The sequence below is a fragment of the Micromonospora desertarenae genome (assembly GCF_056150265.1).
Genome location: NZ_JAXCFQ010000002.1, coordinates 88,998 through 109,103, shown reverse-complemented (window position 1 = coordinate 109,103; position 20,106 = coordinate 88,998). Strand labels below are relative to the sequence as shown.

The 20,106-nt window shown below is 74.3% G+C and carries 18 protein-coding genes; 5 read left to right on the top strand and 13 right to left on the bottom strand.

The window, feature by feature from the left end:
• Positions 1-22: 22 nt before the first annotated feature.
• From SM577_RS03470 to SM577_RS03455, 4 genes are all read right to left on the bottom strand, one after another.
• Positions 23-1,138, bottom strand: coding sequence for a hypothetical protein (locus SM577_RS03470; protein ID WP_474586275.1), 1,116 nt, complete (start codon positions 1,136-1,138; stop codon positions 23-25).
• Positions 1,135-2,076, bottom strand: coding sequence for a transporter substrate-binding domain-containing protein (locus SM577_RS03465; RefSeq protein WP_474586274.1), 942 nt, complete (start codon positions 2,074-2,076; stop codon positions 1,135-1,137). The genes SM577_RS03470 and SM577_RS03465 overlap by 4 nt, the downstream gene beginning before the upstream one ends.
• A 128-nt stretch (positions 2,077-2,204) precedes the next feature.
• Entirely contained in the window at positions 2,205-4,001 is a 1,797-nt protein-coding gene (locus SM577_RS03460) for an alpha/beta hydrolase (protein WP_474586273.1), read from the bottom strand.
• Positions 4,002-4,248: 247 nt separating this feature from the next.
• On the bottom strand, positions 4,249-4,701 hold the full coding sequence (locus SM577_RS03455) for a hypothetical protein (protein ID WP_474586272.1): 453 nt from the start codon (positions 4,699-4,701) through the stop codon (positions 4,249-4,251).
• Between the two features lie 141 nt (positions 4,702-4,842).
• Here SM577_RS03455 and SM577_RS03450 point away from each other — a divergent pair, with 141 nt between their 5' ends.
• Complete coding sequence (locus tag SM577_RS03450; protein ID WP_474586271.1) at positions 4,843-5,172, top strand: hypothetical protein; 330 nt, start codon at positions 4,843-4,845, stop codon at positions 5,170-5,172.
• Here the strand turns inward: SM577_RS03450 and SM577_RS03445 are convergent.
• The 7 genes from SM577_RS03445 to SM577_RS03415 form a co-directional block, all read right to left on the bottom strand.
• Positions 5,159-6,676 (bottom strand): serine/threonine-protein kinase, encoded by a 1,518-nt coding sequence (locus SM577_RS03445; protein ID WP_474580805.1) that lies wholly within the window; start codon positions 6,674-6,676, stop codon positions 5,159-5,161. The two genes, SM577_RS03450 and SM577_RS03445, sit on opposite strands and share 14 nt — an antisense overlap.
• Before the next feature lie 31 nt (positions 6,677-6,707).
• Positions 6,708-7,166, bottom strand: coding sequence for a hypothetical protein (locus SM577_RS03440; protein WP_474586270.1), 459 nt, complete (start codon positions 7,164-7,166; stop codon positions 6,708-6,710).
• Positions 7,167-7,364: 198 nt separating this feature from the next.
• The gene (locus tag SM577_RS03435; RefSeq protein ID WP_474586269.1) at positions 7,365-10,943 is read right to left on the bottom strand and encodes an adenylate/guanylate cyclase domain-containing protein; all 3,579 of its coding nucleotides are present in this window, start codon (positions 10,941-10,943) and stop codon (positions 7,365-7,367) included.
• Positions 10,940-11,776, bottom strand: a complete 837-nt coding sequence (locus SM577_RS03430) for an MBL fold metallo-hydrolase (RefSeq protein ID WP_302920587.1) — start codon at positions 11,774-11,776, stop codon at positions 10,940-10,942. The genes SM577_RS03435 and SM577_RS03430 overlap by 4 nt, the downstream gene beginning before the upstream one ends.
• Positions 11,777-11,896: 120 nt before the next feature.
• The gene (locus tag SM577_RS03425) at positions 11,897-12,358 is read right to left on the bottom strand and encodes a RidA family protein (protein WP_474586268.1); all 462 of its coding nucleotides are present in this window, start codon (positions 12,356-12,358) and stop codon (positions 11,897-11,899) included.
• A gap of 151 nt (positions 12,359-12,509) precedes the next feature.
• Positions 12,510-12,665: a DUF4177 domain-containing protein gene (locus SM577_RS03420; protein WP_088996459.1), complete on the bottom strand. Its 156-nt coding sequence runs from the start codon at positions 12,663-12,665 to the stop codon at positions 12,510-12,512.
• Between the two features lie 44 nt (positions 12,666-12,709).
• Positions 12,710-13,189 (bottom strand): hypothetical protein, encoded by a 480-nt coding sequence (locus tag SM577_RS03415; protein ID WP_302920586.1) that lies wholly within the window; start codon positions 13,187-13,189, stop codon positions 12,710-12,712.
• Between the two features lie 308 nt (positions 13,190-13,497).
• On the opposite strand from SM577_RS03415, the gene SM577_RS03410 reads away from it, so the two are divergent.
• The 3 genes from SM577_RS03410 to bagB are packed head-to-tail and all read left to right on the top strand — an operon-like array spanning position 13,498 to position 16,301.
• Entirely contained in the window at positions 13,498-14,094 is a 597-nt protein-coding gene (locus SM577_RS03410) for an Rv0361 family membrane protein (protein WP_302920585.1), read from the top strand.
• Positions 14,095-14,120: 26 nt separating this feature from the next.
• The gene (bagA, locus tag SM577_RS03405; RefSeq protein WP_474586267.1) at positions 14,121-15,095 is read left to right on the top strand and encodes an ATPase BagA; all 975 of its coding nucleotides are present in this window, start codon (positions 14,121-14,123) and stop codon (positions 15,093-15,095) included.
• A gap of 54 nt (positions 15,096-15,149) precedes the next feature.
• The gene (gene bagB / locus SM577_RS03400; protein ID WP_302920583.1) at positions 15,150-16,301 is read left to right on the top strand and encodes an ArsA family ATPase; all 1,152 of its coding nucleotides are present in this window, start codon (positions 15,150-15,152) and stop codon (positions 16,299-16,301) included.
• Positions 16,302-16,401: 100 nt separating this feature from the next.
• Here the strand turns inward: bagB and SM577_RS03395 are convergent, their stop codons facing one another.
• Positions 16,402-16,722: a WhiB family transcriptional regulator gene (locus tag SM577_RS03395; protein ID WP_167180147.1), complete on the bottom strand. Its 321-nt coding sequence runs from the start codon at positions 16,720-16,722 to the stop codon at positions 16,402-16,404.
• 403 nt (positions 16,723-17,125) lie between these two features.
• On the opposite strand from SM577_RS03395, the gene SM577_RS03390 reads away from it, so the two are divergent.
• Complete coding sequence (locus SM577_RS03390) at positions 17,126-19,558, top strand: penicillin-binding protein (RefSeq protein ID WP_474586266.1); 2,433 nt, start codon at positions 17,126-17,128, stop codon at positions 19,556-19,558.
• A gap of 78 nt (positions 19,559-19,636) precedes the next feature.
• On the opposite strand, the gene SM577_RS03385 is transcribed toward SM577_RS03390, so the two are convergent.
• On the bottom strand, positions 19,637-20,092 hold the full coding sequence (locus tag SM577_RS03385; protein ID WP_302920581.1) for a GatB/YqeY domain-containing protein: 456 nt from the start codon (positions 20,090-20,092) through the stop codon (positions 19,637-19,639).
• Positions 20,093-20,106: the final 14 nt, after the last annotated feature.

Genomic DNA, 20,106 nt, shown 5'->3' with positions numbered 1-20,106 from the left:
GCCGGCGAGGTGAGGCCGGCGCTCAGCCGACCGCCCGGCAGGCGGCGTCGATCCGGTGCACCGGACGGACCCGCCGGCCCAGCCCCTCCAGCAGCGAGTCCTCCACGTGGAAGTCGTGGATCCGCAGCCGGTGCCGGGGCAGTTCCTCCTCGCTCGGGCAGAGCACCTGGCCGCGTACCTGGTCGACCGGCACGTACCGGACGCCGCCCTGCTCCTGGAGGATCACCATGTTCACGTCGTCGGTGGTCACCACGTGCCCGCGCACGTCCTCGGTGGCGCCGGACCCGCTGCCGACGGTGGTCACGGTGAGCGGGAGCACCGGCGTGCTGATCACCGGCAGCGCCGCCCAGACCAGCATGGCCAGCACGGCGGCCTGGGTGACCGAGGCGAGCGGCCGGATCACCGCCCCGGGCAGCGGCCCCGCGATGGCGAGCGCGAGCAGCGGCGGTACGACGAGCAGCAGCACCGGCAGCGGTTCGCCCTGACTCCAGGCGTCCCGCAGGGTCGGCATCAGCAGCCAGAGGTAGCCGCCGAACAGGGCCGCGACGATCAGCACTCGCGGGCCGGGCCGCTCGTGCAGCCGTTCGGGGGTGAACTGGAAGGCGGCGGCCGCCGCGGGCACCAGCAGCGGCAGGTAGAGCAGCGGCCAGGTGACCAGGGCGAGCAGGAAGCTCGCCGCGACGAACCAGGCCGGGGTGATCTCCGACCAGCGGGCGAAGAGCGGGCGGCGCCGGCGGCCCGGCGGCAACCGGTCCACGCTGGCCCCCAGCACCGCGCCCAGGGCGAAGACGGCGACCAGGGCGGTGGTGAGCAGCCGGGCCGCGGTGGTGAGGAACCCGGCCAGCAGGTTCACCGGTCCGACGTTCGCCACCAGCAGCAGGGTCGTCTGCAACTCGCCGCCGGCCTCCACCCCGAGCCGGAGCACGGAGAAGACCGCCGGCACGCCGACCACCGCCGTCCAGAACGACTGGCTGGCCCGGGCGCGCCGCTCGGCCTGGTCGGAGCCGGCGGGATCGGGCCGGGCGGGTTCCTTGGCAGGGCGACCCGGCGGGGTGGCGTCCGGTGGCGCGCCGGACGGGGTGGGATCGCGCGGGGTGGGGACCGGGCCGCCGGTGGCGGTGGCCGGCGCCGCGCTCATCGGCGTGGCGCCTTGTCGTCGAAGTCGACCAGCTTCGGTACGTCGAGCGGCTGCGGTTGCCGCTTCTCCGCCCGCAGCCACGGGCCCAGCGTCCGGTTGTACGCGGTCAGCCACGGGCTGGTCTGCCCGTCCCGCCCCTGCTGGTAGCTCTTGTGCAGGAAGAACGCGACCAGATCGCGCAGCGCCGGGTCGCCGATCGGCACGCCGATGCCGAGCATCTCGCTGGTGCCGAAGGGCATGTCGACGATCTCGAACTCGGTCGGGAACCGGGCCAGGAAGCCGGCGAGGATGGCCTCGTCGGAGCTGACCGCGTCGTACCGGCCGGCCCGGATGCCCGTGACGCAGTCCCCCACGTCCTTCACCACCAGCGCCTTGACCTGGTGTTTCTCCAACTCCGCCTCGGTGGTGGAGCCGCCGCTGGTACAGACCTTGTACGTCGGGTCGCGGAGGTCCTCGATGGTGCGGATCCGGTCCTTCAGCCGGAGCGGGACCATCACCTCCTGGGTGGTGACGAAGTACGGCCCGGCGAAGCTGACCAGCTTCTTGCGCTCCTCGGTGATGGAGAAGGTGGAGACCACCAGGTCGACCATGCCGCCCTGGAGGGCCGGGATGCGGTCCTCGGTGGAGACCGGGACGAACTCCAGCCGCTGGTCGCCCTCGTAGCCGAGGGAGGCAGCGATGTAGCGGGCGATCTCGACGTCGAAGCCGGTGTACACCCCGTTGCGCAGCTCGCCCATCAGCGGCTCGTTGGTGGCCACCCCGATCCGCAGCTTCGCCTGGCCGTAGATGTGCGTCTCGCGCAGCTTCTCCTGCACCGAGGGCAGGTCCGACTCCTGCCGGCTGTCGCAGCCGGCCGCCGCCGCCAGGGTCAGGGTCAGCGCCACGGCCAGGGTGGTGGCGATCGAGCGGACCCGGGAGCCGGTGACCGGTACGTTCATCGGAACCTCGCTGCGGAACGGAGCGGGCGGGACACCGAGCGTAGCGACAGCGGTCCACGGTCGACAGACAACGCCCCCGGGTGGGCCGGGGTACGGCGGGCGCCCGATCGCCCGCCGTACCCCGGGTCTCAGCGGGCGGTCAGCGTGCCGACCGCCGGCAGCGGCGGGACCACCGGCGGGAGCCGCTTGGGCTCGCCGCGGCGCGGCGCGTCCTGCCCGGCCAGCGCGCTCTTGGTGCGCTCCGCCCGGTCGGTGGCCGGGGGCGCCGGGTCGGCGAACGGCTGCACGTCACCCGTGCAGACCGTGCTCCGGGCCGGCAACGCCCCGGAGATCAGGTACGCGTCGATCGCCCCGGTGGCGCAGGCCGACGTCCCGTACGCGGTGTGGCCCCAGCTGTCGCTGCTCAGCAGGCGACTGTTCGGCAGCAGCCTCGCCGAGCTGACCGCGCCCCGGTAGTTGGTCGCCGGGTCCCAGTAGTTGCCGACCACCAGCACCGGAGCGCCGGTGCGCCGGTCGAACGGCCCGGTGTAGGCGTCCTCGTCGCGCACCGTCCAGGTGTCCCGGGCGCAGGGCGAGGTGGCCCAGGCCCAGAGCCGACCGAAGTACGGGTCGCGCCGGTCGGCCCGGGCCGCCCGGGCCGGCCACGAGTCGGCGTCCGCCGGGTGGTACCCGTCGGTGCAGTCCACCCCGAGGAAGGTCTCCAAGCTGTTGTCGTACGGGAAGTCGAACGCGCGCTGCTGGCGGGCCTGGGCGGCGAGCCGCAGCACCGCGGCGCGGGCCCGCTCCCGGGCGGCCGTGACGGTCTGCGGGTCGGTGAGCACCAGCAGTTCCGCGGTGAGGCCGACCACCTGCGCGTAGCCGGCCGGGTCGTACAGCGCGCCGAGGGTGGCACCGACGAAGTCGGCGTAGCTGACCGTGACCGAGCCGAGGTCGGGGTCCTCGATCACCAGCGGCTTCGCCCGCAGCCGCTGGGCCACCAGCTCGAACGAGGCCATCGGGTCACCGGCGGCCAGCGGGCAGGCGGCCGCGCCGGCCGCGTCGCACCGGGTCATGATCTCGCGCAGCGCCCGGTACGCGCCCTGCGCGCTGCGCAGCCGGTCCTCCTGGACCTCCCCGCGCGCCTTGCCCCGACCGACCCACGCCTGCGGGTCGAGCACCCCGTCGATCACCAGCGCCCGGAACCGGTCGGGGAACATGTTGGCGTAGTACTGCCCGAGCGCGCTGCCGTAGCTGAAGCCCAGGAAGGTGAGCTTGCGGTCGCCGACGGCGCGGCGGAGCACGTCCATGTCGCGGGCGACCTCGGCGGTGGACATCGCCCCGCTCAGCGGCCGGCCGGTGGTGGAGCAGCCCCGACCCACCGCCTCCGAGGAGGCGACGTACGCCTGCTCCTCGGCCCTCGTCCACGGGAAGGCGACGTTCAGCCCGGCGTACGCCCGGGTCTGGTCCTTGACCGACGGGAAGCAGCGCACCTGCTCGCTGGCGGCCACGCCGCGCGGGTCGACGCCGACCACGTCGAACCGGTCCAGCAGCGAGTCGCTGAGGAAGTACGGCGCGGCGAGCGCGATGTCGGTGCCGGAGCCGCCGGGGCCGCCCGGGTTGAGGAACAGGCTGCCGATCCGGTTCTGCTGGTCGCGCGCCTTCACCCGGAGCAGGGCGACCTCGGTGGTGGCGCCGTTGGGCCGGTCGTAGTCCAGCGGCAGCCGGACGGTGGCGCACTCGGCGTAGTCGTAGCAGGCGTACCAGTCCAGGTCGGGCGTGGGCACGCGGTCGACCCGGCGCGCCTCGGCGGGACTGGTCCGGTCGGTGACGACCGGACGCCCCCAGCCACTGGGGGAGGGTGCGGCGGCGGCCGGGGTGACCGCCGAGCCGGCGAGGAGAACGCCGGCGATTCCTGCTGCGGCCAGAGACCGGGTTCGTCGTGGCATGTGGACGCCTTCCGGTGGACGACGGGACAGGTCGAGCCGGGCTCGACCCCCGCCACTCTAGAGACGTCTGGCTATGAATGCGCCCCACGAAACACGAACAAAGCCGACATCACCGGAATCGGGGTAACGAATTCTTCGCGATCGACGCTGTTGTTACCCGTTTTCGACGGGTCGCGCCGCGCCAGCCCGGCTCGGCGGCCCCGCGCGTCGCGTCGCCTCAGCCGAACACCGGTGCGGCCGGAGCCGGTCAGTCGACCTGGGCGAACCAGGCGGGCACCGGCCCGGTCGACGAGCCGTCCGACGGGAAGTCCGGGACGTACGAGTCGACCACCCGCCAGTCGCCGGCGTTGTCGTCCAGCAGCAGGAAGGCGTCGATCTCGCTGAACGGCGCGCCGATCCCGTACACCTCGCCACCGTCCACCGTGGCCTTCGGCAGCGCGCAGACGCCACGCGTACCGGGCTCCACGACAGCGCAGCGGCCGACGTACCGGACGTCCGGGCCGTACCGCTCGGCGACGAACCGGGCGATGGCCTGGTCGATGCTGAGCGGCCCGGCACTCGACGGCGCGGCGTTCGACGGCGTGCCGGCCGGCGCACTGGCGGTCGAGGGCGTCACCGCCGGCGTCGACCCGTCACCACAGGCGGCCAGCAGGCCCACCGCCACCAGCGGTGCCGCGACGATCCGGCCCAGTCGGGTCACAGCGCTCCTCAGCGTCGACGGGAAGATCCTCAGTGGATGGTAGCCGCCCTTCCCGCGCCGGCCGGGTGCCGCCATCGGTCGACGGGTGGCGCGGAAGGCGGCGGTGGTTGACAGGCAGCCCGGCGGATACATGCTGGACGGATGAGGGTGCCCGGCCCGGACGCGCGGACGGTGGCGGCGGTCGCCGCGGCGGTCGCCGTCGCGCTGCTGGTGACGCTGATCCTCTGGCGTCGGCAGGATCTCGTCGGGGTGGTGCTGGCGCTGCTCTGCGTCCTGTCCGCCACCGTCGCGGGCGTGTCGCTGACCGCCGTCCGGCAGCGCGACGACGCCGAGTCCGACGCCACGACGGCGGCGGGGCAGCCGGCGGACGGGCTGTACGGCATCGACGCCGACACCCTGGAGACGCTGGACAACCTCGACGCGGTGCGGGCGATGCGGGAGCGGCACCGGGACCGGTTCAGCGACCGGTGAGGGTGGGCGAGGCGAGCGCGTCCAGCCCTCGCCCGGCCAGGCAGCGGTAGGTGCGGTCGGCGTCGGTCCCGGCCGGCGGCAGCACCTCCAGGTTCCACCCGGCCGGCTGGGCGATCCCGCTGGTGAGCCGGAAGGTGGTCTCGTTGCACACCCGGCGGACCGCCGGGTCCGCGCTGATCTCGGCGTACCCGGCGCCGAGCAGGGTGGCCGGCAGGTCGCCCTCGGCGTAGCTCTCCCAGGTGTGCTGGCCGTCGCAGGGCACCCGGTCGGCCGCGGCGCGCTTGCCGCGTACCTGCACCGGGCCGAAGCACTCCAGTTCGGCGCCGCAGCGCGCGCCGTCGGGCAACTCGGCCGCGCCGTCGGCGCACCCGGGCAGCACGGCGGGGGTGGCCGCCACCGTCTCCACCGTCGGGGACGGGGTCGGCGCGGGCGCGCCGCCGGCCACCCAGGCCCCGGCGGTGGCCGAGCCGGCCAGGGCGAGCACCCCGGCGCCGCCGAGGAACCAGCGCCGCCGCCAGCGCCGGCCGGTGGTGGTGGGCACGGTGGGGTGGGCGTCGTCGACCGGCCCGCGGGGAGCGGGCCGGCTGAACCGGCCGGCCGGGTGCTGCCCGGTCGGGGTGGGGCCGCCGGCCAGCGGGGCGCCGGCGGCGGACGCGCCGCCGGGCGGGGCGCCGGCGCCCTCCAGCGGCAGGCTGGCGAGCAGGCCGCGCAGTTCGGCCGCGGAGGGCCGGTCGGCCGGGTCGTTGGCCATCCCGGCGCGGAGCACCTCGACCAGCTCGTCGGGCACGCCCGGCAGGCCGGGGATCGGCTGGTGGAACATCTCCAGCACGGTGACCAGGCTCGGGTTCCGCTCGGACTGCCAGCGGGGCGGCCGGCCGTGCATCACCGCGTAGAGGGTGGCGCAGAGGGCGTAGACGTCGACCGCCGGGGACGGCGGGCTGTGGTTGAACATCTCCGGTGGCGCGTACGCCGGGGTGAGCACCTCCAGGGCGACCGAGGCGTCCCGCATCTCACCCAGTACGGCCAGCCCGAAGTCGGCCAGCACCGCCGAGTTGAAGTGCGAGTAGAGGATGTTCGCCGGCTTCACGTCGCGGTGCAGCACGCCCGCCGCGTGCGAGTGGGCGATCGCGTCTGCGATCTTAACCCCGAGGTCGCGGGCCTCCACCGGGCCGAGCGGCGAGGTGCGCATCCGTTCGGCGTACGACCCGTCGCAGAGCTCCATGATCAAATAGGGGTGCTGGTCGACGGTGACCCCGACGTCGAAGAGGTCGACCACGTGCGGGTGCGACGACATCCGGCCGGCGGCGCGCGCCTCGCGCAGGAACCGAGCCTGGTCCCGCTCGCTGTCCAGCGTGCGGTTCTCCACCTTGACCGCCACCTCGCGACCGACCGAGATCTGGGTGGCCCGGTAGACGGTCGCGTAGCCACCCCTGGCAAAGACCCGCAAATCGGTCAGACCGGGCACGATGGGCGTCGGCAGGGCGCCGGGCGGGGTGTCGGTCACGGTCTCGAAAATACCCAACCGGGCGGGGCGCTCAGTGCACCGTGTCCGGGGCGGGCGTGGCCTCGGCCGGCGCGGACGGCTCGGCGGAGCCCGACCGGCGGGCGTCCCACCAGAGCCCGAAGGCGGTCGCCACCGCCCCCGCGCCCTCCCAGGCGGCCACCCCGAAGAACCGCGCCGGGGCGATGTCGGCCAGCACGGCGATGCTGAAGACGGTGAAGGTGACCAGCCGGAAGACCACCGTGAACCGGTAGAACGCGCGCCACTCGGTGGCCGTGGCGAGCAGGTAGTAGACCCCCATGTTGAACGAGGCCATCGACGAGGCCATCAGGAAGGTGCCGGTGTGGTCGCCGGCCGCCCGCTGCGCCGGCACCTCGAACCCGAGCATCCGCAGCAGCGCCTCCGGCCAGAGCAGCCCGACCGCGCCCATGAGCAGCGCCAGCACGCCGAAGACCGCGATCGTCCAGCCGGCAACCGAACGCGGCAGCCTCATGACGGCCCTCCCCAAGCCAGGTACGGCCGCCACTGTGGACGCCGCACGGACCTGACAGGCTAGCGGCCGGCTCCGCCGGGCACATCGGCAGAACCGCCACAATCCCGCATCCCACCGGCCCGCCTTCGCGGCGTGTCGAACCCGGCGCGCCGCACCGCCCGACCCGGCCCGCCCGGCGGCCGGTGCGCCGGCGACCGGTCAGCCGGGGCCCAGGCGGGCGAGGAGCGCGTCGGCGGCGGCCCGCTCGCTGCGCTGCTCCGTGGCGTACGCCAGCCGCACCGCCTCCTCGGCGCAGGCCAGCGCCTCCACCGGCCGGCCGCAGGCGGCCAGCGCCTCGGCCAGCACGCTCGCCGCGACCACCTGACTGCGCACGTCCTCCGCCGGGGCGAGGACCGCCCGCCGGGCCCAGTCCAGCGCCTGGTCCCGCTGGCCGTGGGCGAGCAGCGCGGAGGCGTACCGGGCCATCGTCTGGCGGCGCGAGAAGAGCAGCGACGGGCTGTTCGCGGCAGCGGTGGCCACCGGGGCGAGCAGCCCGACGGCGGTGGCCGGGTCGCCGGCCGCCAGCCGGGCCATGGCCAGCAGCACCCGGGGCCCCACCTGGGCGGGCGCCTGCGGGTTGTGCGGCTCGACGGCGGTCAGCACGGCCCGGGCGTCCCGCTCGGCGGCGGGCCCGTCGCCCAGGTCCAGCGCCACGAACCCGCGCAGCGTGCCGGCCATCCCGGTGAGCAGCGGGTGTGACGTCCGGTCGGCGTACGACAGCGCGTCGGTGAGCAGGTCGGCGGCGTGCTCCGGCTCGCCCAGCCCACGGGCCACCACCCCCCGGACGACCAGCGCGAACCCGCGTCCCCAGTCGTCGGAGGCGGCGGCGAACTCCCGGTACGCCCGGCGGGCCTCCCGGTCCGCGTCGGCCAGCTCGCCGAGTTCCGCGGTGGCGAACGCCTCGACCGCGCGGAGGGTCCCGACCGCCCACGCCTCGCCGACCCGCTCGCCGAAGGGCAGGAAGACCCGCGCCAACCGGTCCGCCTCCCGGAGCCGGCCGGCGAGCAGCCGGGCGAACGCGGTGGTGCCGCGCAGCCAGGCCCGCCCGTACGGGTCCTTCAGCTCGGCGAAGAGCCGGGCGGCCCGGCCGAGCACCGCGTCCGCGCCGGCGAAGTCGCCCCGGGTGGTGGTCACCCAGGCCAGGTTCTGCAACGACCAGGCCTGCCCCCGGCGGTCGCCCACCGCCCGGCTGACCTGGTACGAGGCGGCCAGCCGGCTGCTCGCCTGGCCCAGCCGCCCGGCGATGAAGTCGGCCATCCCCAGCCGGCGCATCGCCGACGCGCGCAGCGCGGGCAGGTCGGCGGCGGTGGCCACCTGCAACGCCTCGTGCCAGCAGGACTCCGCCCGCGCCTGGTCGCCCATGGTCTGGTGCGCCTGACCGGCGAGCAGCAGCGCGCTGGCGCGCACCCCCGCCTCGTCGCCGGCGTTCGCGGCGATCTTCTCGGCGAAGGCGAGCGCGTCGGCGGGCCGGCCGACCTGGAGCAGCGCCCGGGCGTGTACCACCCGGTCGGCCGGCGGCACCCCGTCCCGGCCGAGTTCGGCGGCCCGGTCGGCGTACTCGACGGCCAGCGCCGGCTCACCGAGGTGCAGGGACCGGCGGGCGGCCCGGCCGAGCGCGGCCACGCCGAGCGGCACCACCGCGCGGGCCGGCGCGTCCGGCCGCAGCCCGACGGCGTCGGCCAGCGCGGCCGCCCGCTCCACGTGTTCGGCCACGAAGTCGTCCCGGGCCGGCTCGGTGAACCCGCCCGGCGGCGCCGAACCGTCCGCCGGTGCGAGGCTCGCCCAGCGGGCCAGCGCGGCGTGCCGCTCGGCCAGCTCGGCCTTGCTCACCCCGGCGTACGCGGCCTCCCGCATCAGCGGGGTGGCGAAGGCGTAGCCGGTGCGGGTGCGGTGCAGCATCCGCCGTTGCAGCAGCTCCTCGACGGCCCGCTCCAGCTCGACCGCGGCCACCGCCGCGGGCCGGCCGGCCAGCCCGGCGCGCTGTTCGCGCAGCGCCTCCAGCGCGCCCTCCGGCACGGTGTCGCCGACCACCGCGGCGTCCCGCAGCACCGAGCGCGCCTCGGCCGGCAGCGCGTCGATCCGGGCCGCCAGCACGGCGGCCAGGTCGCGGGAGAGCAGCCGGCTGCCCAGCGAGCCGGGCACCAGCCGCCAGCGCCCCGGGCTCGGGGCGCTCCGGTCGGCCACCGCGGTCAGCGCCCCGCGCTCCATCAGCAGGGTGACCAGTTCGGCCAGGTAGAACGGGTTGCCCTGGGCGGTGGCGAGCAGCCGGTCGGCGTCCGCCTGGGGCAGCTTGCCGCCGCCCAGGTAGCTGGTGAGCAGCCGGGCGGCGTCGGCGCCGCGCAGCGGCGGCAGCGCGTGCACCTCGGCGTCGGCCACCCGGGTCAGCGCACCCGCGGTCCGCACCAGCTCCGGCCGGCCCAGCAGCAGCACCAGCACCGGCCCGGCGAGCCGGGACAGGGTGACCCCGAGGGACCGGATGGTCTCGGCGGTGGCGTCGTGCAGGTCGTCCACGACGATCACCAGCGGCGCCTCCTGGGCGAGCGCGCTGAGCAGGTCGGCGACCGCGTTCGGCACCGCGTCGGCGTCGACGGGCGGCTGGGTGGCGCCCCACTCGCTCGGCCCGCCGGCGGGCAGTTCGGCGTAGCCGAGCAGGGCCAGCAGCTGGTCGCTGGCGATCGGGACCGGTTCGCCGGTGCGGCCGAGCCGCTGCCCGAGCCGACGCAGCCGCTCCTCCACGGCCGGCCGGGTGACCGCGGTGGCGGCGTCGCCGGGCAGGCCGACCGCGGCCCGGACCAGGTCGGCCAGCGGGGCGAGCCGGCGCCGTTCGCCGAACGCGGCACAGCGCACCGAGAGCACCCGGGCGCCGGTGTGCGCGGCGTACCGGCCGGCGCCCACGTCGTAGCCGGCGGCGAGGCGTTCCACCTCGGCGGCGAACCGGGACTTGCCGATCCCCGCCTCGGCGGTCATCAGCAGCACCCGGGGCTCGCCCCGGTCGATCACCTCGGCGAGCCGGCCGGCGACCCGGCCGATCTCGGTCTCCCGGCCCACGAACGGCGCCTCGTCGCCGAGGCCCGACCGGGTGCCCGGAGCGTCCAGGAGACCGAGCAGCTCGTACGCCTCGACCGGCTCCCGCTTGCCCTTGAGCCGCAGCGGACGCAGTGCCCGCCAGGAGGCGACGTGCCGGGTGGCGGCGGAGGTGCGCGCCCCGGCGTAGATCGCGCCCACGGCGGCGGCGTCGGCGAGCCGGGCGGCGGTGTTCACGGTGTCGCCGATGACCGTGTACTCGATGGCGGCCTGGATGCCGGCGATCACGTCGCCGGTGTTGAGGCCGACCCGCAGGCCGAGCGGAGCGCCGCCGCCGCGCTCGTCGTCGAGCACCCGGCGGACCGCGCGCTGCATGGAGAGCGCGGCGCGGACTGCCCGCTCGGCGTCGTCCTCGTGCGCCACCGGCGCGCCGAAGACCGCCATGATCCCGTCACCGGTCAGCTTGTCGACGTGCCCGCCGAAGGTCTTCACCGCGCCGGCCAGCGCGGCCAGCACCCGGTCGGTGACCGCGCCGACCCGCTCCGGGTCGAGGTCCTCCGACCAGGAGGTGAAGTCGGACAGGTCACCGAAGAGCACGGTGACCACCCGGCGCTCGGCCGCCGGCAGCGTCGCGGCGGCCGGCAGGGCGGCCCCGCAGTTGTGGCAGAACCGGGCGCCGGGTACGGCGACGGTTCCGCACACCGGGCAGGTCACGCTTGCTCCAACCCGCTCACCCCGGGGTCGGATTCCCCGGCGTCGACCCCGAGATGTTCCAGCTGGGCGCGGACCGACCACTCGGCGGCCCACCACAGCGACCGGTCCACGTCCGCGTAGACCGCGGCGACCACCTCGGCCGGGGTGCGGGCGCCGGCGTCGACCGCGGCCCGGACCTGGTCGAGCCGGGCGCGGCGGTGGGCGAGGTAGAACTCGGCGGCGGCGCCGCAGTCGGCCAGCGCCGGACCGTGGCCCGGCAGCGCCGGGATCCCCCGGTACGTGCTGAGCAGTTCCAGGCTGGTCAGGTAGTCCCCGAGGTGCCCGTCCGGGTGGGCCACCACGGTGGTGCCCCGGCCCAGGATGGTGTCGCCGGTGAGGACCGCCCGCTCGTCGGCGTGCTCGACCAGGAAGCAGACCGAGTCGCCGGTGTGCCCGGGCGTGGGCAGCAGCCGGATGCCCAGGCCGGCGCCGTCGATCCGGTCGCCCGGCCCGGCCAGCGGCGGCCCGTCGACGGTGTGCGCCGGGTCGGCGGCGCGGACCGGCACCCCGCCGAGCAGCTCGGCCAGCCGGCGGGCGCCCTCGGTGTGGTCGCCGTGCCCGTGCGTGATCAGCACGAACGCGACCGGGCCGTGCGCCGCGATCCGGGACAGGTGCTCCTCGTCGGCCGGGCCCGGGTCGACCACCACCGCCCGGTCCGCCCCGGGCGCGCGCAGCAGCCAGGTGTTGGTGCCGTCGAGCGTCATCGGCCCCGGGTTCGGGGCGCGCAGCAGCGTCACCCAGTCCGGCAGCTCGTCCGCGAGGGCGGCCGCCGGCGCCGTGAAGTGCCCGGTCATGGCTGCGATCGTACGGCCCCGACGGCAACTCCCCGCGATCTTGCGCGATCGGCCCGGGATACCTGCCACTTCACGGCTTTTGCCCGGCCGGGCGGCGCAGGATCGCGGGGAGTGTGCTGGTCAGGCGACCTCGACGATGACCTCGACCTCGACCGGGGCGTCGAGCGGCAGCTCGGCGACGCCTACCGCGCTGCGGGCGTGCCGGCCGGCCTCGCCGAAGACCGCTCCCAAAAGGTCGGAGGCGCCGTTGATGACCCCCGGCTGGCCGGTGAACCCGGGAGCCGAGGCGACGAAGCCGGTGAGCTTCACGATCTTGACGACGTTCTCCAGGCCGACCAGCGAGTCGATCGCGGCCAGCGCGTTCAGCGCGCAGCGTTGGGCGAGGTCCTTGGCCTGGTCGGCGGAGACCCCGGCGCCCACCTTGCCGGTCGCCAGCAGCTTCCCCTCGGCCATCGGCAACTGGCCGGAGACGTAGACGTGCTGCCCGGACTGCACGGCCGGCACGTAGCTGGCCACCGGGGGCACCACCTCGGGCAGCGTGAGCCCGAGCTCGGCGAGCTTCGCGTGCGGACCGTTGCTCATGCCGGCACTCCGCTCCGCCGAACGGTCCGAGGCCCGGCCGCGTCGGCGTATCCCGCGGCGTCGACACGGCCTCGGCCGGGGATCGGACCGTGAGCAGTGCCGGCATGAGGCACCAGTGCGCTGAGCCCGATGATTCGTTCGCTCCGCTCGCTCATGCCTTCGGCCGCTTCAGGTAGGCGACCAGCTGGTCCGGGTTCGGGCCGGGGATCACGGCGACGAGTTCCCACCCGTCCTCGCCCCAGTTGTCGAGGATCTGCTTGGTCGCGTGGACCAGCAGCGGGACCGTGGCGTATTCCCACTTCTGCATCGGTGGAGGGCTCCCTCGGTGGCATTGACACTTCGAGGAACAGCCTACGGTCCGGCGGCCGGCCGGGGTGCGGGACGCTGCTCCGGGGCGCTCGGCAGGTCGCCGCACGGGCCGCTGTGCTCGTACCGCTGGGGGCACCGGGTGCGGTCGGGCAGCAGCAGGTCGCAGAAGACCCGGTGCCGGTTGTTCTGGTCGTCGGCGGTGGAGACGGTGGTCTCGCCGGCGTCGAGTTCGACGAGGAAGCCGAGCGAGGTGGCGACCGTGCCGGCCAGGGCGGTCGCCGCGGCCAGGTCGGCGACCCGGATCGGCAGGTGGATGACGTAGCCGGGTTCGTCGTCGTCCCGGGTCCGCTCGGCGGGCCGGGCGAGCGTCCGCACCACCTCGACGGGTTCGGCGATCCGCCGGTACGACCGCTCGTTGATCGGCAGGCCCGCGGCGACCCCCTCCCCCTCCCCGGCCGAGCCGGGGCCGGACAGGCGCCCCGTCGGGAACTGGGCTCGGGGGTGGTTGTCCGCGTCGCGCATCGCTGCCTCCGGGCGTCGTACCTGGTCACGTCATCGCCATCCGGTCCGGGCCCGACGCCCGGCCCGGTCCCCCCGCGCAGCTCAGAACGTAGGTCGGCGGCCCGAGTCCCGTAAACAGGACGCGCACGACAGGTGACCGAAAGTCACATATGCGACAGACTGTCGGGTCCGGCCCCGACCGGCCCGCCCCTCCCCCGCGATCCGGCGCGGACCGCTACCCTTCCGGTCGGACGAGCGCGCAGGGCTCGCCCGCCCGCGCCACACACGCTCGTCGCCTCCGGTGACGACGTCGCACCCCGGGGGACGAGATGACCCAGCCACCCAGCGGCGAGCCGGCCGGCCAGCCCCAGGCTCCGAGCCCGGCCGTCCCGCCCGTCCCGCCCGGTGCTCCCACCGCCGACCCGGCCACCAGCCCGCTGCCGCCGGCCGGGTACCCGCCGTACCAGGGCCCGGTGGCCCCGAAGAAGAAGCGCGGCCTGCTGATCGCCGGGATCGCCCTCGCCGCGGTGCTGCTGCTCTGCGTCGTCGGCGGCGCGGCGGCGTTCTTCACCCTGCGCGACACCGAGACGGGCACCGGCGCCAAGGAGCCGGCGGTCGCTGTCGACGAGTTCCTCACCGCCGTCTACAAGGACCGGGACGCGGCCAAGGCGGCCACCCTGGTCTGCTCGGCGGCGCGGGACGACGACCGGATCGCCGCCAAGGTCGCCGAGGTGGAGAAGTACGTCGGCACCCACCAGAACCCGCGGTTCCGGTGGACCAAGCCGACCGTGGACAACCAGACCGGCGACCGGGCCACGGTCAGCACCAAGGTGACCATGACGACCGCGGACGAGAAGGTCGCCGACCAGGAGCTGCGCTTCACGGTGGTGCGGAAGACCGGTTGGTGGGTCTGCGAGGTCGCCTGAGCGCCGTCGCTGGATAGGCTCGACGGGTGCGAGCAGCTGAGCGACCGGCCGACCCGGCCGAGGGATGGCCGGGCCGCCTCCACGTGGTGACCGGCAAGGGCGGCACCGGCAAGACCAGCGTGGCGGCGGCGCTCGCCCTCGGGCTGGCCGCTGGCGGCCGGCGCACCCTGCTGGTCGAGGTCGAGGGGCGGCAGGGCATCGCCCAGCTCTTCGACACCGAACCACTGCCGTACGAGGAACGGCACCTGGCCGACGCGCCGGGCGGCGGCGAGGTGCGGGCGCTGGCGGTGGACGCCGAGGAGGCGCTGCTCGAGTACCTGGACATGTTCTACAAGCTCGGCGCGGCCGGCCGGGCGCTGCGCAAGTTCGGCGCCATCGACTTCGCCACCACCATCGCCCCCGGCCTGCGCGACGTGCTGCTCACCGGCAAGGTGAAGGAGGCCACCACGCGCACCGCCGGCCAGCGGCGGGTGTACGACGCGGTGGTGCTGGACGCCCCGCCGACCGGCCGGATCGGCCGGTTCCTCAACGTCACCGCCGAGACCGCCCGGCTGGCCAAGGTCGGGCCGATCAAGACGCAGAGCGAGGGGGTCTCCGCGCTGCTGCGCTCGCCGATGACCGCTGTGCACGTGGTCACCCTGCTCGAGGAGATGCCGGTCCAGGAGACGATCGACGCGATCGCCGAGCTGACCTCGTTCGGTTTCCCGGTCGGTCGGGTGATTGTCAACGCCGCCCGGCCCCCGCTGCCGGCCGGCCGGGTGGTGAGCCAGGCCGAGCTGCGCCGGGGGCTGATCGCCGCCGGGCTGCCCGCCGACCGGGACACCGTGGCCGGGCTGTACGCCGAGGCCCAGGACCAGACCATCCGTCGTGAACTGGAGGATTCGCTCCGGGCCGACCTGGTGGAGCTGGGCCTGCCGCTGATCGAGCTGCCGCTGCTGCCCGAGGGCGTGGACCGGGCCGGGCTGGACCGGCTCGCGGAGGCGCTCGTCCGGGCGGATTGACTCACACCTGGCGTCCGCACCGGCACGGGGAGCCAGTCGGCCCGATACGCTCGATTGGTGCCTTCCGAAGACGCGGCGCCGCAGCTGGACGTCGACCAGATCCTCGCCGATCCCGGCGTACGCATCGTGGTCTGCTGCGGGGCGGGCGGGGTGGGTAAGACGACCACCGCCGCCGCGCTCGCGCTCCGGGCCGCCGAGCAGCACGGCCGCCGTACGGTGGTGCTCACCATCGACCCGGCGCGCCGGCTGGCCCAGTCGCTCGGGCTCACCGAGCTGGACAACACCCCGCGCCAGGTGAAGGGGATCGACGTCGAGGCCAGCGGCGGCGAGCTGCACGCCATGATGCTCGACATGAAGCGCACCTTCGACGACGTGGTGCTCCAGCACACCGACCGGGCGAAGGCGGCGGAGATCTTCGCCAACCCCTTCTACCAGGCGATGAGCTCGACCTTCGCCGGTACGCAGGAGTACATGGCGATGGAGAAGCTCGGCCAGTTGCACGCCCGGGGCGAGTGGGACCTGATCGTGGTGGACACCCCGCCGTCCCGGTCGGCGCTGGACTTCCTCGACGCCCCGGCGCGGCTGTCCCGGTTCCTCGACGGACGGATGCTGCGGCTGCTGCTGGCCCCGGCGCGCACCGGCGGGCGGAGCATGTTCAGCCTGGTCACCGCGTCGTTCGGGATGTTCTCCAAGGTCGTGCAGAAGGTGCTCGGCGCGCAGTTGCTGACCGACCTCTCCGGCTTCGTCGCCGCGCTCGACTCGATGTTCGGCGGGTTCCGGCAGCGCGCCGAGCAGACGTACCGCATCCTGCAGGCACGGGAGACGGCGTTCCTGCTGGTCGCGGCGCCCGAGCCGGACGCGGTCCGGGAGGCCGCCTACTTCGCCGGCCGGCTGCGCGCGGAGCGGATGCCGCTGGCCGGCCTGGTGCTCAACCGGGTGCACCGGCCGGCGGCGCCCGACCTGGACGCGGCGGAGAGCCTGGCCGCCGCCGCGCGGCTGGCCGACCTCGGCGGGCACGAGGCCACCGAGGAGGTGCTGCGGGCGCACGCGGCGCTGGTCCAGCAGGCCCGCCGCGAGCAGCGGGTCGCGCAACGGTTCACCGAGGAGTTCCCGGCGGTACCGGCGGTGTCGGTGACGGCGCAGCCCGCCGACGTGCACGACGTCGACGGGCTGCGGACGATCGGCGCGGCGATCAGCCGGGCCTGAGCCGCGGCGGCCACCGGGCCGCACCGCGGCGGGCGGCCCGAGCCGTGGCCACCGGTCGGGCCCGGACCGTTCGCGGTCGGCCGGGCCCGGAGCGTGGTGGTCAGCCGGCGGCGGTGACCAGGATCTTGTCCTTGCCGGCCTTGTCCTTGCTGTTCTTCTTCATCGCGGCCTCGAACATCTTGCGCCAGCTCGTCACCTGCGGGTGACGGCGCAGCAGCGCGCGGCGTTCGCGTTCGGTCATGCCACCCCACACACCGAACTCGATCCGGTTGTCCAGCGCGTCGGCCAGGCACTCGTACCGAACTGGGCAGCTCCGGCAGATCCGCTTCGCCACGTTCTGTTCGGCGCCCTGTACGAACAACGCGTCCGGGTCCCCGTTCTGACATGCCGCCAGCGACGGCCAGTCAGTGATCATGCCCATGTGTACACGTCCCCCCTTGCAGTACCTACCGACGTCGTGCGGACCAGCCGGCAATTCCCCCCGATCGCCCGGGCCTGCCTTCCCCAAGGCGGCACGGACGACATGTGGCGCTGTCGCCGCCCCCATCATGCTCTGTAGTCGCCCGATTACGCAACGTTGTCGGCTAAATCCATCATTCCGGACACTCCCGGCTTCCCGGGCTCTCGACCGGCGCTTACCCCTCCCCAGTACGTGAAAACGCTGCGGCCGTCCCCCGAATGGAGGAGACTCGGCGCCGGGTTCACGCAACCACGCACCAGGGGTCGTGCGTTTAGCACAACGAGGTCGGCGCGCGCAGGAAATGGGGAAAGAACGCCCCAGCGCCCCTCGTTACCTGTTCGCGTACCCTGTCGAGGTGACCTGGATGCGGAAACGTGACCACAATGTGCTGACCAACGCCGCATCGCTGCTGATCTGCGGCCTGTTGGCCGGCGTGGTCGTCGCGGCGGCGGCCTTCCCCGCGGTGGCGATGTCCGGGCTGGCCGCCAAGGCCGGCGCCGAAACGTTCGGCGCGCTGCCCAAGGAGCTGACGGTGGCCCGCGCGCCGCAGATCAGCTACCTCTACGCGGCCGACGGCAAGACGCAGCTCGCCACCATGTACGACGAGAACCGGCGCGACGTGAAGCTCGCCGACATCTCGCCGGTCATGCAGAAGGCCATCATCGCGGCCGAGGACCACGACTTCTACAAGCACAACGGCGTCGACCTCAACGGCGTCGCCCGTGCCTTCGTCAACAACCAGAACGCGGGCGCCGACCGGCAGGGCGCCTCCACGCTGACGATGCAGTACGTCCGGCTGGCCATCGCGTACTCGGCCACCCACCCGGCCGACGTGGTCGCCGCGACCGAGGACACCAGCGCCCGCAAGCTGCGCGAGATGCGCTACGCCCTCCAGATCGACAAGGAGCTCTCCAAGGACGAGATCCTGGAGCGCTACCTCAACATCGCCGCCTTCGGCAACGGCGCGTACGGCGTCTACGCCGCGAGTCAGGTCTACTTCGGCAAGCCGCCGAAGAACCTGAAGATCGAGGAAGCGGCGATGCTGGCCGGCATGGTGAAGGCGCCCAGCTCCTTCGACCCGACCACCAAGAGCGGCTACCCGCTCGCCGTCGACCGGCGCAACTACGTCATCGAGAACATGTTCGAGATCGGCGCGATCACCCGCCAGGAGGCGGACGCCGCCAAGGCGACCAAGCTGGTGGTCAAGGACAAGCGCACCCCGAACGGCTGCGTCGACACCGCCGAGAAGGGCTGGGGCTTCTTCTGCGACTACCTCTACCGCTGGTGGATGCAGCAGGAGACGTTCGGCTCGACCTCGTACGACCGGGAGCGGCGGCTCAAGAGCGGCGGCTACCACATCGTCACCACGCTCGACCCGGACGCGCAGCGCGCGGCCGACAAGGCGGTCCGCAGGGCCAAGAAGGAGACCGCCAAGGAAGCCGCCATGGTCGCGGTGGTCGAGCCGGGCACCGGCCGGGTCCGGGCGCTGGCGGTGAACCGCAACTTCAAGCTGGACGACCCGAAGAAGCCGGCCAACAAGCCGCACAGCGACCCGAAGCAGCGCAAGAAGGGCAAGCGCGGCAACTACCCGAACACCGTCAACCCGCTGCTGACCGGCGGCGACGGCATCACCGGGTACCAGGCCGGCTCGACCTTCAAGATCTTCACCATCGTGGCGGCGCTGGAGAAGGGCATCCCGCTCAGCTACACCATCAACGCGCCGCAGACGTTCCGGTCCGAGTACATCATCAGCAGCAGCAGCCCGGCCGCCTGCCCGGGCACCAACCTCTACTGCCCGACCAACTCCGGCAAGAAGGCCGGTGGCGTGCAGAACATGTGGAGCGCGTTCAGCGCCTCGATCAACACCTACTTCGTGCCGTTGCAGCAGCAGGTCGGCGCGGAGAACGTGGTCGACGTGGCCAAGCGGCTCGGCATCCAGTTCCGGGCCAGCAACGACGCCCGCTTCGCCAGCAACAAGGACTACGCGCACGACTGGGGCGCCTTCACCCTGGGCGTCTCGCAGACCACCCCGCTGGACCTGGCCAACGCGTACGCCACCCTGGCCGCGGACGGCAAGTACTGCGAGCCGATCCCGGTGCAGGAGATCCGGGACCCGGAGGGCAAGAAGCTGGACATCGCCAACCCGCGCTGCGAGAAGCGGATCAGCACCGACGTGGCCCGGGCCGCGGTGGACGCCGCCCGCTGCCCGGTCGGTGACAACCCGGCCAACGGCAGTTGCGGCGGCAGCCGGACGGCGGCCAACGTGAGGGGCATCGTCAAGGCGCCGGTGGCCGGCAAGTCCGGCACCACCGACTCGGAGAAGAGCGCCGCGCTGGTCGCGATGACCAAGCAGTACGCGGTGGCCGGCATCATGGCCGACCCGGACTGGCCGCAGACCAACGTCAAGATGGGGCACAACGTGCCCAACGGCATCAACCCGCCGGTCTACGAGACGCTGCGGGACGCGATGAAGGGCAAGCCCCGGATCGACTTCGAGCCGCCCGGCAAGAAGATCTCCGAGGGTGACCAGCGCTCCATCCCGAACGTCAAGTGCCAGCCGGTCGAGACGGCGAAGAACCGGATCGAGGGCGCCGGCTTCGACGCGGTCGTCTCCGACGTCAAGGTGCCCTCCAGCTGCCCGCCGGGCACCGCCGCCGGCACCAGCCCGGACGGCCGGACCATCAAGGGTGGCGTGGTCACCATCCAGGTCAGCAGCGGCGGCGGTGGCGCCACGACGGGCAACCCCGGTGGCCAGCCGCCCAACCCGGGCCGACCACCGGGTCGATCCCGAGGCTGATCCCTCGACACGACGACGGGCGGGCACCCCACGCGGGTGCCCGCCCGTTTTCGCGTACGCCGGCCGGAGCCGGCGGGATCAGAGGCCGAGCTGCCGGCGTACCTCGGCGGCGACCCGGCCCCCCTCGGCCCGGCCGGCCACCGCGCCCTGGGCCGCCTTCATGGCCGGGCCCATCTGCGCCTTGCCGGTGAACCCGCCCGCGGCGAGCGCCCCCGCGACCAGCTCGGCCAGCTCCTCATCGGAGAGCTGCTTGGGCAGGTAGCGCTCCAGCACCTCGCCCTCGGCGGTCTCCTTGGCGGCCTGGTCGGTGCGGCCCGCGTCGGCGAAGGCGGTCGCGGCCTCGCGCCGCTTCTTCGCCTCCTTGGTCAGCACCGCGAGCACCTCGTCGTCGGTGAGGTCCCGCTTGGCCTTGCCGGCGACCTCGGCGGTGCCGACGGCCGCCAGGGCCATCCGCAGCGTCGAGGTGGTCAGCTCGTCGCGCGCCTTCAGGGCGGCGCGCATGTCGGCGGTGAGACGGTCCTTCAGCGTGCTCATGGACGGTCAAACTA